Origin of the sequence: Paenibacillus phytohabitans, assembly GCF_013141775.1 — a bacterium.
GTDB lineage: Bacteria > Bacillota > Bacilli > Paenibacillales > Paenibacillaceae > Paenibacillus_AQ > Paenibacillus_AQ phytohabitans.
The window spans coordinates 276428-290589 of the sequence record NZ_WHOB01000021.1 but is presented as its reverse complement, the minus strand read 5'-3'; the positions used below and the strand labels follow the sequence as shown (position 1 = coordinate 290589).

Sequence of the window (14162 nt, the reverse complement as noted above, 5' to 3'; positions counted from 1 at the left end):
AAGCCTTCTGCCTGCGGGATGAAAGAAAAGCTTACACAGGTGCCTTGGTCATTCGGTTTATCCAATATAGCATGCCCGCGCCGATAAGCGCACTAACCGTGCAGGCCAGATACATCATCTGTGCACCGCCTGAATAGAACAAATAACCGTTTAAGAGGTTCCCTACAATCCCGCCCAGTCCGGAAAAAACCATGTTGAACAGGCTTTGGCCGGTCGCCTGCATTTTTTTGCCGGAAGCCTCTGCCACATATTCCACCGCAGCCACATAGAACAGCCCGAAGGACAATCCATGCAGCACCTGAATCCCGACCATGACCGCCGGCACCGGGAACAACCACTGAATCCCCCAGCGCAGCGCATAAAAGAAGGCAGCCAGCAGCAGCGTCCGTTCATGTCCGATCCGCTTCAGGATTCTGGCGGCCAGCAGCATCGAAGGGATATTAGTTAATGAAGCCAGCAGCAGCGCTGTCCCGACCAGGGAGTAGCTGCCCCCGGCTTCCTGAAAGGCCAGGACGAAGAAGGAATTATAAGCCGTAAGCGTCTGGTTTACGAAAAAGCAGGCCATCAGAAACAACACAAACAGCCGGTTCCCCAGCAGCTCCTTCATTCCTTGCGACAGTGATATGGCCGCTGCTGTCCGCTCCGTACTGCGTGACAGTGTTAGGACTGTTGCCGCCCCGCCCAGGCTCAGGAACAGAAACGGCATCCAGAGCTGAGTAATTTCAAAATGCGAAAGGTAGAATCCTCCGGCATAACCGCCTATTGCCGTGCCCAGACTGCCCAGGCTGCGGATTGTCCCGTAGGAGGTACGTCCTTTGCGGGCTGCAGTAACGGCATAGGAGTCCGCCACCGGGCTTTGGGTAGCCTGAAAGACTATAGAGAGTATATAGACCATTATAATTACCGCAGTGTACTTGAAGCCGTATAGGCAAGACAAAACAGCCGGTACAGAAATACTCAGCAACAGCACGAGCTTGGTCTGGCGGTACCTGTCGACCATCAGCCCCCATAACGGCTGAACTACGATGGCCAGCAGTGTGCCGATGGACATAAGTACCCCCACGACATTGGCTCCGATGCCCTGATGTACAAACAGGGTCGTTAGATAGGGATTAAAGAGTCCGCCAGCAAGACCCGAGAGCAAATATAATAAGCGGAGCTTCAGCAGCTCGGTCCTGGCTTCCAGAGGTATGATCGCCGTATTATCCATGATGCATTCTTCCTTTACCACAAGATGGCCGCAGCAGTTGCCGCAGCTCCAACCGCCCCTGCCGTGTTGCCCAGCCTCGCCTGTTCGATATTGACCGGAAAGGGCAAATATTTGCCGGCCCGTTCACGGATTTCCTTCATATAATATTCGCCGGATACGGCAACCCCGCCGCCAAGCACGACCAGCTGCGGATTCAACAGCACGGCTGCGCTGGCTATTGCAGCCGCCAGATGCTCGAGCGGCCGGTCCATAAGACTAAGGGCAGCGGGATCACCTTCAGCTGCTGCCTGAAGCACATGACGGGCATCGACGTTCTCCCCGCCGCCTCCGGCCAGCTCCAGAATCCGCGAGGCGGAGCGTGCCTCCGCCTCGGCGAGCCACGCCCGGGCCAGCGCCGTGATGCCGCTGCCGGACGCTACTGCTTCGAGCGGCCCGAAGCCCGCGCCTGAGGCCGGCAGGCGATGACGGTCCTGACCGGCATCAACGATCATGTATCCGGCCTCACCTGCCGCAAAGTCCGCCCCCTTATAGAGCCGTCCGTTCAGCAGCATCGCACTGCCGATGCCTGTGCCGACCGTGATCATCAGTACATGCTCTTTCCCCTCCGCAGCGCCCTTCCAGCATTCACCAAGCAGAGCCAGATTCACATCATTGTCCAGATAGATCCGTCCTGCATAATGACGGCGGATCAGCGGGCGGATATCCTCCGCCGGCCAGGGCAGCGATGGAGCCTGAGTCAAACAGCCCTCCGTATCGCCTATAACACCTGGGAAGCCGATGCCGATGCCCGCAAGCTGTGGAACCTCCAGTTGAATCCCCGCCAGCAGCTGAGCTAATTCAGCAAACAGCCAAGCCATAAAGGACCCGGGGGCTTCATGCGCCGCTGTACTTCTCTGCTCCAGCAGCAGAATTTCTCCGCTGCCGCCGGTGACGCAGAACATCGTCTTGGTGCCGCCGACATCAATACCAGCGTAAATCCGGTTTACTCTCGCCTCTGTCATCGCTGTATGCCACCTTCCAGATTCAGGCTCTCCGCTTCAGCGGATGCCCCATTGTAGACAAAGATAGACCTCACCATTTGCTTGAGGTCTATCTTCACAGGCCTTAACTATTCAGAAGCCGGGTCCAGCCGGAGCGTGAAGGCCATCTCCTGCACACCGTCTTCGGGACGGTGCAGATAGATAATCTCCAGCTTCTCACCCTGCTCATCCAGTTGAATGGACGGGGACGGTGCAGCTGCTGATACACTGCAGCCAAGACCCGGCAATGTCCAGCGCTCTGGCGTTATCCGGGCAGCGGCCAGCCCCGGTCCGGTAATTTCAAACAACACTTCAATTGGAACCTCTGTATCCAGCCGGACTGTGGCTGTCAGCAGATCCTTCTCTACCTCAGCTTCGAAGATCATGCCCCGCAGATGGCTGTTCCAGCTCTTGCCCTGCTCCCTGCGAATGAGGCGCAGGTAATAGCGGGAACTGCCGGCGGCATCCTTCCAGTTGGTATCCATCCAGTGAATGGTGGCCGGATGCATCTGGCCGTTCGTATTGCGGCTTCCCGACATCGCGCCGATCATCCGGCGCTCTTCAATCCAGGCCGCTGCGGTGCACAGATTGCGGTTCTCTCCCGGCTTGTCCCGTTCACACAGCTCGCGGAACTGCTTCTCCACTCTGCGGCTCCCGCCAAAGCTTACGAATTGCGGCAGCAGTTCAGCCGGAATAGCTGCACCAGCCAGCGCGATCAGCGGATCATGTGTTGTCTCGCAGTTCGGCGCAGCCAGATGCTCATAGCCTGCCCCCAGTGCCAGATAGAGGAACACTCCGATGGAGCTGTGTCCGGTCATCTCCATCTCGTAAGCCCGGGAGAACGGTCCCGACAGGTTCTCCAATACCGGATTATAGAACAAAGCGATATTACTCCACATCCCCCGCTCCAGTGTCTTCCCGATTTCCCTGAAAGCGGCAGAACATCCATAGGTTCTCCATAAGCCCAGCACCGTAAGGTCGACGCCGTAATAGGTCGTTGTATTGAACTCGGCTATTGAGCCAAATTCGGCATATGCCGCGAGGAATGCAGCGGCTTCTTGGCCAGCATGGCGGATCCAGTCCTCACGGGCGAACCTGTGCCCGTAATAATGGACGATAAAGATGTGCATCAGCTCAATATTTGAGTTCATCGGCACGGCATCGGATAGACGCCGGTCAATGGACGCTGAAACCGCCCTCTTCATAGACTCGTCCATGCGTGAGACAAGCTCCGCCGGCAGGACATCCGCGAACTCCTCCAGAATCACCGCGAACGTACTTGCGATGAATTCACGCCAGTTCGGGTCATAGCTCTTCCATACCGGAGGCAGAACCTCATCCACTGCGGACTGCAGATATCCCCTAACCGTCAGCTCATCACAATCCGGCAGAACCTGACTTATTTCCCGGGAAAGTGCGGCGCCGAGCCGCTTACCGATTTTGTCAGTAGTTTCACTGAGAAAGTACGCAAAACCCGGCGCGAATTCCTTCCAATTGTAGTTCCCGGCCGGTGGCAGCGCGGCCTGGGGCGACACGCGGAAGGTGCCGTGATAAATTTCGTCAGGGACATTGAATTGCAGATCCATGACCTTATTCAGCAATCCCGCTGCCCGTTCCTGATCACCTTCGCCGCTGCGGATCAGCAGTCCCAGCGCATAGTGCGCACTGCTGCGCGTATTATGCCGGTCACTTTGCTCCTCATCAATCAGCAGTTCCATCTCTGCGTCATAGAATGAATCCATCAGCGCCATCGCCTGGTCCACCAGATGGCGCTGTTTTTCCGTAAGCCTGTTGATCATCGCCTGTGTCACGGTATTTCCCTCCTCTTCATCTTCATTAGCCTTTAACCGCGCCTGCCATCATGCCGCTGATGAAATAACGCTGCAGGAATGGATATACGATCAGAATCGGCACCGTGGAGAAGACTACGCTTGCCGCCTTCAAGCTCTCCGGCATCAGCTGTGCCATACCCAGACCCTCCTGCTGCATCAGCTCGCTGACCTGATTATTCTGGATCATCTGATACAGCTTCAGCTGCAGCGGATAGAGATCCGGACGGTTGATATACATCAGCGCATCCTGGAATCCATTCCAGCGGCCTACGGCATAGAATAAGCTTAATGTGGCCAATGACGGCAGTGACAACGGAAGTATAACGCGGAACAAGGTGCCCAGATGCGTTGTCCCGTCAATCTCCGCTGCCTCTTCCAGGCTCTTCGGAATGCTGTTGAAGAAGGAAATAAGGATAATCATATAGAAAGGGCTGATTAAACCGGGCAGCACCAGCGCCCAGACGGTATCCAGCAGGTGGAGGTTCCGGATCAGGATATAATCCGGAATAATGCCTCCGCTGAAGAACATCGTAACGACAATAATCAGCATGAACCATTTTCGTCCGCGCAGCTCCTTCTTGGACAAGGAGTAAGCAACGGCTATTGTCATGGCCATCGACAGCACGGTAGCCAGAATAGTCAGCATAATCGTGAAGCCCAGTGAACGGATCATCGACATATCGGAGAAGACCTTGGTGTAGGCCTCAAAAGTGAATTCCCGCGGGAAAAAGGTCACCAGGCCCGACATGATCGGACGGCTGGAGCTGAGCGAGATCGCAATAATATGAACAAAGGGCAGCAGACACACAAGAATTACGACAATAATGATCAGGACATTAAGGATATCAAATATCCGGTTAGATGCGCGTTCGCTCATAGTTGTTCCCCCTCGTCTCTATTTGCTTTGGACTGGCTAGAGTATACTCTCATCCGCCAGCTTCTTGGATGCATAGTTCGCACCGAGCAGGAAGATCAGGCCTACCAGCGCCTGGAACAACCCGACTGCAGTCGCCAGAGAGATTTGTCCGGATTCAATGCCTACACGGTATACGAAGGTACTGAGCACCTCGGAGTAATCGCGGACGGCTACATTGCCGACGATGAACGGCCGGTCAAAGCCGATGGAGATCATATTGCCCAGGTTAATAATGAGCAGGGTAGCAATCGTTGTTTTGATGCCCGGCAGAGAAATATGGAAGATTTTTTTGAAGCGGCCAGCGCCATCCACCTCTGCAGCCTCGAACAGCTCTTTGTTGATGCCGGTTAATGCTGCCAGGTACAGAATCGTTCCCCAGCCAGCACTTTGCCACACTCCGACCAGCAAATACGTGATCAGCCAATAATGCTTATTGGAGAGAAACGGAATAGCATCCAGCCCCATACCGGTCAGCAGGTTGTTAATGAAGCCTGACTCTGTGCCGAATACCTGCAGCACGATGCCGCCGATAATGACCCAAGAGATGAAATGCGGAACATACAGAATGGTCTGGGCGAATTTCTTGAACCAGATGATCCGCAGCTCATAGAGCATAATTGCCAGAATCAGCGGTGCGGGAAAAGAAATAATCAGATCCAGCAGATTGAGCAGCAGCGTATTACGCAGCGCTTTGAAAAAATCATTATTCTGAAAGACCTCGCGGAAAATATCCAGCCCGACCCATTCACTGCCGGCGATACCTTCAAAGAAGTTAAATTCTTTGAACGCAATCTGTACCCCGTACATCGGCCCGTATTTAAAAATCAGGAAGTAAATGACCGGCAGCATAAGCAAAGCGTACAACTGCCAGTTTCTGCGTAAGTAAGTCGTGTTCTTCACTGCCTTCACTCTCCTCTCCTGCCCTTTGTATACGGCAGCGGCTGGAGGCCGTGACCGGCCTCCACTTGCGCATACCGTCCTCTTTCTACGCTCCGTCCGTTTATTTGGACGTCATTTCCTTATAAGCTGCCGTACGTTCATCGAGAATCGCCTGACCGCCGCTCGCCATATAATCTTTGATCATCGAATCATAAGTGCTCTCGAACTGCTCCGGCTTAATCATGGTCATCTTCACGATGATTTCCTGGAACTTGTCGGCCAGTGCCGTTCCGTATTTCGCTTCAGCCTCGATCGGATGGCCGAACCGTACCGGCTGAATGGTATCGACATTCGAGATTTCAACCGATTTCTTCATATCTGCCTGGAACTTCTCGGGAGTCTGGGCAATATAAGCCGCTTCATTCTTGGCATCATCACCGGCGAATTTACCGTTAACAATTACCGCAATATCCCCAAAGTTATACAGGCGGTCGGTAATTTCAGAGGTCGCGTCCGGTTTAACAACCGGAACTCCGTTCTCCAGAGTATAGTTCTCATTCTCCACACCGAACTGAATATCGAACAGGTTCGTATCCGAAGCCATCCAGTCGAGATATTTCAGCGCTGCTACAGCATTGCTGCTCGATTTCGGGATCATGACATACATTGCATTGGGTGCATAGGCCGGTTTGGCATGCTCACCCGCCGCATTCGTGAAGGTATCCACCGGAGTAATCGAGGCACCCGGCACATTGGTCTGCAGATTCTCATAGAAGTCATTCCAGGTGAAGTACGGCTCACCGGCATCCTCTGTATAGAAGCCTACCAGACCATTCTGCAGACTCTGCCATAGCTGCTTTTTGTCTTTATCCAGACCGAAGTCCTTGCTCATCAGCCCTTCATTATAGAGCTTATTCATGAATTTCAGCGCATCCTCGAAGCCCGGCAGCAGCGCCGGGTAATCGCTTGAGCCCAGCTGCTGGGTCAGCGTATACCGCTGCTCATCGGTAAGCGGCTTAATGAACGACCAGATCAGCGGTTCATACTGCGCAGCTGCCAGACTTACTCCGAACGGAATCACCTTGCCGCCAGTGTTGCCAGGATCTTGTTCCTTAAAGGCCTTAAGTGTAGTGTAGAGCTCTTCCGTATTCGTCGGTGCCGGCAGTCCCAGCTTATCCAGCCAATCCTGACGGACATATCCGGCGTATTTGCCAAGTACAAGCCTTCTGCCCGGAAGCGCGAACTGCTTGCCGTTGTATTGTCCGTAAGCCAGCGTGTCCTCGCCGAGGAACTTCTTCAGGTTCGGGGCATATTCATCAATTAGCTCTGTAAGATCGGTAAGCCCGCCCTGCTCGGCATACCGGTTGAACGTTCCCGAATCATAGGTGAACACGATGTCAGGCACTTCGCTTTTGCTGGCCATCAGCACATTCAGCTTCTGAATTTCCTCTGAGCGGGGAACAGGAACGAACTCTACATCAATGTTGTTCGGCTTACCGAACCGCTCCTGCACAAGCCGGGTCAGGTAACTGTCAGAGATCGTATAACCGGAAGGCGTATTCCCGCGGTCGAACACCTCTACCTTTAATGTAGCAGGCTCAGGAGACCCGGAACCGGCATTGCCGCTCGCCGTATCCTCCTTCGAAGAACACGCGGATAACAGCATTGTGGAGGCCATCAGCACCGCTATTGCCGGGCTTGCCCATTTCTTAGACCCTCTTGTTGTCATTCTCTCATCACCTTTCCCCTTATCAATGTCAGAAAACTTATCTTCAGTTGCCGATTAACTTGTTGTCAGCGCCTTTGATGTCACCTAGTATTACATGAGTTAAGCTAAGCGCACAATAAACCATTTTCCACCCTAAAACACACGTTATATATGTAAGAAAACCTTATAAACAAACAATTATCGTCCAAACAAACTGCTTTCAACTTGCTTATCTGCCCCATTACACAGCAAATCCCGCTTATTTTGGCCTTAGTGTATGTCAGCTATGCCTACCAGATAGCGAGTAGAAACGGCTTTGCCGTCCTTATAAAGGACGGTACCGTTTCAGCGAGAAATAGAATGATAATTTATAACGTGAAACATATAAATTCTTATATTTGCAAAAAAAGAATGCTCCCGCAGGAACACTCTTTCCTCTACTAAATATAACCCGGAGCCTGAGCAGACTCAGTGTGCAATATACGCGTCCACTTTATATCCGGAGCCGCTGCTGGTTAATTTGGCATTATAGTAACCCATGTTTCCATCCGGCTTGCATTTATAATCCCCGGAGCAGCCGCACACGAAGAATTTCGTCCGTGGGTATCCCGGATTAATATTGCTAAGCTTCCGGTAGAATTTATGTCCATGATGTGTGAAGATAGCCAGGACCTTGTCTCTGGCTTTTACCGGAATTGCCGAGAAGAACCTGGATGTCTCCGCAGCGCTGAGCACATGGCTGGATTCAACCGTGATCCCCTGCACTCTTAGCGGCCAGTGAAAATCAATAATATAGAAATAACGGTCATCCAGATTGCGCAGCAGATTGATACTCGCCGGAGTGAATTGTCCCAGAGCACAATCAAGCCATACATATTTCACCTTACCCTGTGTGCCCGGGAAATTCATCTGTCCGGTAACCGCCCCCAAGTATTGCGTAAATAGGGACCGGGTGCTTGCCTCCCAATTTCCTATAGAGGCCTTATACGGGATGCTTCCGAGCGTGCTTGTTACTGTATCCTTGAAGTCTTTGTAATAAGCGTTCGCATTATTCCCGTGATCCGCTCCTGCCTGTGCATTATCTCCGCCAAAGATGAAAAAGCGCTTATTGCCGCTGCCCACTGCTTTGGGCAAAAGACTTTTAAAAATACTCAAGCTGTTTCCGTATCCCACATGGCTGTCGCCAAACACCGCAAATTCTACGGTCTGAGCCTTTATTCTGCGTTTCACCCCGGGCACAGCCTGGCGCCTTGCAGGAAGCACCCTTTTCCGCTTTGGACCTGCCTGCCTCTTCACCTGAACCACCTCATATCAATAGATTCGCAATGCACAGTGATATCTACTATATATATGCGGAATGAATTGGCGGTTCTTGGACCTATGGATATGGACCCTCCCTTAGCTCGAACGCAGCGAAGTGATCTGTTTGGCCAGATACTGCGGCGAATACGGCATATCCTCCCGGAGCCAGGCGATAATCGTACCTATGAGGGCCGCAGAGCCGTACCACACGGCAATGTCCTTCTGAACCGTAACTTCCGAAGCGTTGCGGGTAGCCAATCTTCTCTCCACCCGGGTGGAAATGATATCAGCCATCAGCCTGAACAGACGATCGGTGAATATCGTACTCTTCCGCGACGTTAGCACAATTTTATAGAATTTCGCGTTCTCCGCAATATGCGTCAGCAGGCGCTCCAGCATCGGCCATTGCTCTCCTTCAGCCGCTTCAGCATTCCCCATATAACCGCTTACCACTTGAAGCACGTCCTCGGCCATATCATCCGCCATCTTCTCCATCATATCGGGGATATCCCGGTAATGCAGATAGAAGGTCACCCGGTTAATTTTGGCCCGTTCCGCGATGCGGTTGACCGTAATTTTCTCAATGCTCATTTCTTCCATCAGATCAATTACAGCCTCTCTCAGCAGTTGGCGTGTACGCAGGACACGCGGGTCCGTGTGCGGGGGAGTTTTCGTCATTTTAACCACTCCATTCTTCAACGTTCAAATCGCAGACTACACTTTTCGTTAAAATGTCGTTTATCACCTATATAAACTACAGTTATAGCTTAATCGTAAACTAATATACAGTTTTTCAGAAATCGTTGCTTGATTACATGAAAATTTCATCTATAATCTACTTTATACATTGTAAACTATACAACACACTGTAAATTTAGTCCATGATTCGGCGATTTGAAAGGATGGAGAATAGTGAGTAACAAGACAGACATTAAAGACAGTTCCATCAAAAAGGGACCTATTCTTTTCGTAATGATTCTCGGTGCCTTTCTGGCCACACTGAATCAGACGATAATGAGCGTTGCCACACCGGAGTTAATGCATGACTTCAATATCACGGCTGCAACGGCCCAGTGGCTGACCACCGGCTATATGCTGGTTAACGGTGTACTGATTCCAATCACAGCTTATCTGATGCAGCGTTTCACTACGCGCGAGCTGTTCCAGGCATCAATGTTTATCTTCTTCGCAGGAACGGTCGTCTCCGCTATGGCGACAAGCTTCCCGATACTGCTTACCGGACGTATGATTCAGGCAGCTGGTGCCGGTATTATTATGCCGCTGCTGACCAATGTCATCTTAACCCTGTTCCCGCGTGAGAAAAGAGGCGCCGCCATGGGGATGGTCGGACTCGCCATTATCTTCGCCCCGGCGATTGGCCCTACTCTGGCCGGATATATTATGGAACACTACTCTTGGGAGACTATGTTCTACGGCATGCTTCCACTCACAGTCATCGTAATCGTATGCGGATTTATTTATCTGAGAAATGTTGCAGAGCGTTCTTATCCAAAAGTCGACTTAACCAGCGTAGCCTTGTCCACCATTGGATTCGGAACCTTGCTGTATGGCTTCAGCCGAGCCGCCAGCGCAGGCTGGTCTAGCGCAGAGGTGCTGTTGTCGCTGGCTGCAGGTGTGATTTCCCTCGGCTTGTTCGTATGGAGACAGCTGGCTTCGGATAGCCCGCTGCTGGATCTGCGGGCCTTCAAATATAATATGTTCTCCCTGACCACTGTTATCAGCGTCATGGTTACGATTGTAATGTATGCAGATATGATGCTGCTGCCGCTCTACCTGCAGAACGCACGCGGCTTCACGGCGATGGAATCCGGCCTGCTGCTGCTTCCCGGCGCAGTTATTATGGGCTTGCTCATGCCGGTTACCGGCAAGCTGTTTGACCGCTTCGGTGCGAAATGGCTGGCCATTATCGGCCTGCTGATCACGATCCTCGCTACCCTGAGCTTCGTGAATCTGACCGACTCGACAAGCTATGCCTTTCTGATGCTCATGTCCACCGGACGCCGGATCGGAATGGCGCTGCTGCTCATGCCGATTCAGACCCTCGGGCTGAACCAGCTGCCATCCAAGCTTAATTCGCATGGTACAGCCATTTCGAATACTGTAAGACAAGTGGCCGGCGCTGTGGGTACTTCCCTGTTGGTTACCGTAATGACCAGCCGTACCACTACCCACATGAAGGATATGATGGTAAGTGGTGTACAAGACACCAAGGAACATATGATTACAGCAGCTTCCATCCAGGGTATCAATGATGCGTATCTGGTCATCGTGGGGATCGGCATCATCGGCCTGCTGCTCTCCTTCTTCATCAAGAAGGTAGGCCATGCATCGGAGAAAGAACCAGAAATGAAGCTTAAGACGGTTGTAGCCAAGGAAGTCTAATATCAAATAGCATGCTCAAGAGATCAGCGGGATTACACCTGCTGATCTCTTTGTATTCCTCGCATAAACCAAACGCTTGTAGTACAATGATATCTTGGCTGTACATTATAGAAGAAGAGTAAGAGGTGCCCGGATGGCTATTAGCTTCACGAAATCTATGCTTAACCGTTTAAATCAGGAAATCACAGAGATGGAATCGGGTATAGCAGAGCTACAGAAGAAGACCCACAAGACCCGGCTCAAAATTAACCAGATCGAAAAAGACTGCAAATTAAGCACTTCCCCCAGCGCACTTAGCAGCAAAATGAGCCGGATCACTAAATTACAGGCAGAACTCAAAAAAATCTCCCAGCAGCATTTAGAGCTGTCCAAGGAGATTAACAAAAAGAAGTCCACGCGCGCCCAGCTGCCTTCTGCGGAATAATCCGCTGTTGCCGGCTATGTCCGTGAAGCCATGCCAGATATTATTTTTGCGGGCCATAGCGGACACGCAGCCAGGCCAGCAAATAGATCACGCATAAGAAACCCCAAAAGTAATTAGCAAATATACTCTGTCCTAAGGCTACAGATAGCAGGATATGATATACACAGGTAAATACAAAGAAAGCAATTAATAACCGGGTTATCGCTCTGTAGGATGACGGCTCCTGGATGGTACTTCTTGAAATGATGTAGGCAAAGACAATGGCTAGCGCCAAAGATAATACGATCCTCAGATTGTAAATGGTGAATACATCCTGCAATGTAATCACAGCCGCCAGCACAAGAAAGTACGCCGTCATAGTGACGCTATTTCTGGTTTTGGTTTTCATTTTACCCCTCCTGAGTGCATAATTTTACGACTAAACAAATACCTTCCCATTAAGAAATAGCCCGCAGATAACAACACAAGCACAATAATTTCTGGAAGAATCTCGCGGAAACCGGCGTTGTTAATCAGGATCTTGTTCATCGCACTTACAGCATCAAGTGTCGGCACGAATGTCAACAGCTCAATCTCTTTGCCCATAACCGTGAATAACTTAACCGGCGGAACTTTGAAAAAAATCCCGGCCAGGAACATCATGGGCGTCACCACCACATTGCCGATGATGAAGGCCTCCAGCGAAGTTCTGCAAAAAGCCGCAATGATCAGACCGATGCCAATGGCTGAGAAGGTTGCGATCAGACTGACCAGGTAGGCCAGTGCATAGGAGCCGGAAGATGAGAAGCCCAGCAGTAGGCTGGAAGCAAAAACAAGGGGCAGCATGATCGCTGCGAGCACCATCTGCGACAAGCTAACACCTGCGCAGAATTCAAACGCTCTGACTTTGGACAGAATAATCCGCTGAATCGTCCGGTTCTCCAACTCCCTCGTCACCACCATCGAGCTTAGAATCAACAGGAAAAAGACCGAAAATACCATGAGTCCCGGAGCCATATTCTCAAATTCCGATTGGACCTTCACTTCACCGGTTTTCTCATATACAATCTGCACCGGATTCTCCGCCATGCCGTTCGTCCACACAAAATTGTGGATATAGTTCTCCACGAAGCTGCTGATGAAGCTGTATGTCAGATTGGCGGGATTACCGAGCAGCTTCAACTGTACCTGTGAGGACTGGCCGTAAGGCTTGTTGCTGAGCAGCGACTCACTGAAGCCAGCCGGAATGTACAAATGCGCATCATATGTTCCTTTTCTAATCCCCTCCAGTAACTCCTGCTTGTCATAATCCGCCTGAATGGTCTTAAACATCGTATTTCCGTTCGGATACTCGCTGCTTACGATTTGCTGCACCAGACTGCCGCCAAGCTCCCCCTGATCTTCATTTGATATCGCAAGCGAATAAGTATAGAATCCCTGCCCGAAGGCCAGTCCAAAGATGACGATAAAGACGATGGGGGAAAGAATGGTTAGCAGGACCGCCTTGTAATCCCGAAACTGCTCCACTAAGCTTTTTTTGAACACAGCCCATACTCTCATTCCCGCAAGCTCCTTCCCGTGAGCTTAATGAATACATCCTCCAGCGTACTTTGCCTTAGAGTGAAAGTTAACGGATTACCGTATATGGAGGTCAGCCGGCCAAGAATACGCGGAACAGCCTCAGTCAGGCGGGCTCCAGTGAACCGGATGCTTGCATCCTTAAAGTGCACGGTATACTCCGGTGAATCCAGCTGCGATGTCCTCTGCACCGGTTCCTGATAATAGATCTCCAGCGTCTCTTCAGGAGCAATCTTCTGCTGAAGCACAGCGGGTGTGTCACATACCAGCACTCTTCCCCGATCCATCACAGCTACTCTGGAAGACAGGCGCTGTGCCTCATCCATATTATGCGTAGTAAGCAGTACCGCACCGGAACGCGACAGCGATATGATGAAATCTCTAACCAGTACCCTGCTCTGCGGATCAAGCCCGGCTTCGGGTTCATCCAGGATGATCAGCTCGGGATCATGAATGACCGACAAAATGATATGCAGCCTTCTCTGCATGCCCCCGGATAAATTCTTCGCCAGCACCTTACGCTTATCCGCGAGCCCGACGCTTTCCAGCAGCATAGCTGTACGTTGTTTAATCCATTGCCTGTCCATTCGATTCAAATCCCCTACAAAATGAAGCTGTTCTTCGCAGGTTAATAACGGCCATAGCTGTAATTCCTGACTGCAGACTCCCACCCGCTTGTTCAAAGCACGGTTGCTCCGGGACGGGATACCGCCAATGGCGATGCAGCCTGTGTCCGGTTCCAGTGTACCGGAAATCAATTGAATAGCCGTTGTTTTGCCGGCGCCATTTGGACCCAGCAGACTGAAAATCTCACCCCGCCTCACCGTGAAGGACAAGCGGTCAACTGCCTTGAAGCTGCCAAAGCTTTTATCCACTTCCTTCAATTCCAACAGCATCTCGTTCATTCTTCTC

13 protein-coding genes are annotated in these 14162 nt (G+C 51.5%); 2 read left to right on the top strand and 11 right to left on the bottom strand.

Features of this window, described 5'->3' with window-relative positions:
* Window positions 1-31: 31 nt before the first annotated feature.
* The 8 genes from GC101_RS09355 to GC101_RS09320 form a co-directional block, all read right to left on the bottom strand.
* On the bottom strand, window positions 32-1210 hold the full coding sequence (locus GC101_RS09355) for an MFS transporter (protein WP_171717013.1): 1179 nt from the start codon (window positions 1208-1210) through the stop codon (window positions 32-34).
* A 14-nt stretch (window positions 1211-1224) separates the two neighbouring features.
* On the bottom strand, window positions 1225-2211 hold the full coding sequence (locus GC101_RS09350; RefSeq protein ID WP_171717012.1) for an ROK family protein: 987 nt from the start codon (window positions 2209-2211) through the stop codon (window positions 1225-1227).
* Between the two features lie 107 nt (window positions 2212-2318).
* Window positions 2319-4040: a hypothetical protein gene (locus GC101_RS09345; protein WP_343049635.1), complete on the bottom strand. Its 1722-nt coding sequence runs from the start codon at window positions 4038-4040 to the stop codon at window positions 2319-2321.
* Window positions 4041-4065: 25 nt separating this feature from the next.
* Complete coding sequence (locus tag GC101_RS09340) at window positions 4066-4938, bottom strand: carbohydrate ABC transporter permease (protein ID WP_171717011.1); 873 nt, start codon at window positions 4936-4938, stop codon at window positions 4066-4068.
* A 36-nt stretch (window positions 4939-4974) separates the two neighbouring features.
* A complete protein-coding gene (locus tag GC101_RS09335) occupies window positions 4975-5877 on the bottom strand; it encodes an ABC transporter permease subunit (RefSeq protein WP_171717010.1) in 903 nt (300 codons plus the stop codon).
* A 100-nt stretch (window positions 5878-5977) separates the two neighbouring features.
* Window positions 5978-7585 (bottom strand): extracellular solute-binding protein, encoded by a 1608-nt coding sequence (locus tag GC101_RS09330; RefSeq protein ID WP_171717009.1) that lies wholly within the window; start codon window positions 7583-7585, stop codon window positions 5978-5980.
* Between the two features lie 447 nt (window positions 7586-8032).
* A complete protein-coding gene (locus tag GC101_RS09325) occupies window positions 8033-8794 on the bottom strand; it encodes a metallophosphoesterase (RefSeq protein ID WP_216626527.1) in 762 nt (253 codons plus the stop codon).
* A gap of 168 nt (window positions 8795-8962) precedes the next feature.
* Window positions 8963-9544, bottom strand: a complete 582-nt coding sequence (locus GC101_RS09320) for a TetR/AcrR family transcriptional regulator (RefSeq protein WP_171717007.1) — start codon at window positions 9542-9544, stop codon at window positions 8963-8965.
* 234 nt (window positions 9545-9778) lie between these two features.
* On the opposite strand from GC101_RS09320, the gene GC101_RS09315 reads away from it, so the two are divergent.
* On the top strand, window positions 9779-11269 hold the full coding sequence (locus tag GC101_RS09315) for a DHA2 family efflux MFS transporter permease subunit (RefSeq protein WP_425497138.1): 1491 nt from the start codon (window positions 9779-9781) through the stop codon (window positions 11267-11269).
* A gap of 133 nt (window positions 11270-11402) precedes the next feature.
* The gene (locus GC101_RS09310) at window positions 11403-11693 is read left to right on the top strand and encodes a hypothetical protein (RefSeq protein WP_171717006.1); all 291 of its coding nucleotides are present in this window, start codon (window positions 11403-11405) and stop codon (window positions 11691-11693) included.
* Window positions 11694-11733: 40 nt separating this feature from the next.
* Here GC101_RS09310 and GC101_RS09305 read toward each other — a convergent pair whose 3' ends face one another.
* Genes GC101_RS09305 through GC101_RS09295 form a run of 3 tightly spaced genes read right to left on the bottom strand, consistent with a single transcriptional unit; the run spans window position 11734 to window position 14155 of the window.
* Window positions 11734-12081: a hypothetical protein gene (locus GC101_RS09305; protein WP_171717005.1), complete on the bottom strand. Its 348-nt coding sequence runs from the start codon at window positions 12079-12081 to the stop codon at window positions 11734-11736.
* Window positions 12078-13232 carry an ABC transporter permease gene (locus GC101_RS09300; RefSeq protein WP_171717004.1) on the bottom strand — a complete coding sequence of 385 codons (1155 nt, stop codon included), beginning with the start codon at window positions 13230-13232 and terminating at the stop codon, window positions 12078-12080. The genes GC101_RS09305 and GC101_RS09300 overlap by 4 nt, the downstream gene beginning before the upstream one ends.
* Window positions 13229-14155, bottom strand: a complete 927-nt coding sequence (locus GC101_RS09295; protein ID WP_171717003.1) for an ABC transporter ATP-binding protein — start codon at window positions 14153-14155, stop codon at window positions 13229-13231. The genes GC101_RS09300 and GC101_RS09295 overlap by 4 nt, the downstream gene beginning before the upstream one ends.
* Window positions 14156-14162 lie beyond the last annotated feature (7 nt).

What these genes read in the sequence shown, in the direction of transcription:
- GC101_RS09355 (WP_171717013.1), bottom strand. Translation starts at nt 1,210, where the DNA reads ATGGATAATACGGCGATCATACCTCTGGAAGCCAGGACCGAGCTGCTG.
- GC101_RS09350 (WP_171717012.1), bottom strand. Translation starts at nt 2,211, where the DNA reads ATGACAGAGGCGAGAGTAAACCGGATTTACGCTGGTATTGATGTCGGC.
- GC101_RS09340 (WP_171717011.1), bottom strand. Translation starts at nt 4,938, where the DNA reads ATGAGCGAACGCGCATCTAACCGGATATTTGATATCCTTAATGTCCTG.
- GC101_RS09330 (WP_171717009.1), bottom strand. Translation starts at nt 7,585, where the DNA reads ATGACAACAAGAGGGTCTAAGAAATGGGCAAGCCCGGCAATAGCGGTG.
- GC101_RS09320 (WP_171717007.1), bottom strand. Translation starts at nt 9,544, where the DNA reads ATGACGAAAACTCCCCCGCACACGGACCCGCGTGTCCTGCGTACACGC.
- GC101_RS09310 (WP_171717006.1), top strand. Translation starts at nt 11,403, where the DNA reads ATGGCTATTAGCTTCACGAAATCTATGCTTAACCGTTTAAATCAGGAA.
- GC101_RS09305 (WP_171717005.1), bottom strand. Translation starts at nt 12,081, where the DNA reads ATGAAAACCAAAACCAGAAATAGCGTCACTATGACGGCGTACTTTCTT.
- GC101_RS09300 (WP_171717004.1), bottom strand. Translation starts at nt 13,232, where the DNA reads ATGAGAGTATGGGCTGTGTTCAAAAAAAGCTTAGTGGAGCAGTTTCGG.
- GC101_RS09295 (WP_171717003.1), bottom strand. Translation starts at nt 14,155, where the DNA reads ATGAACGAGATGCTGTTGGAATTGAAGGAAGTGGATAAAAGCTTTGGC.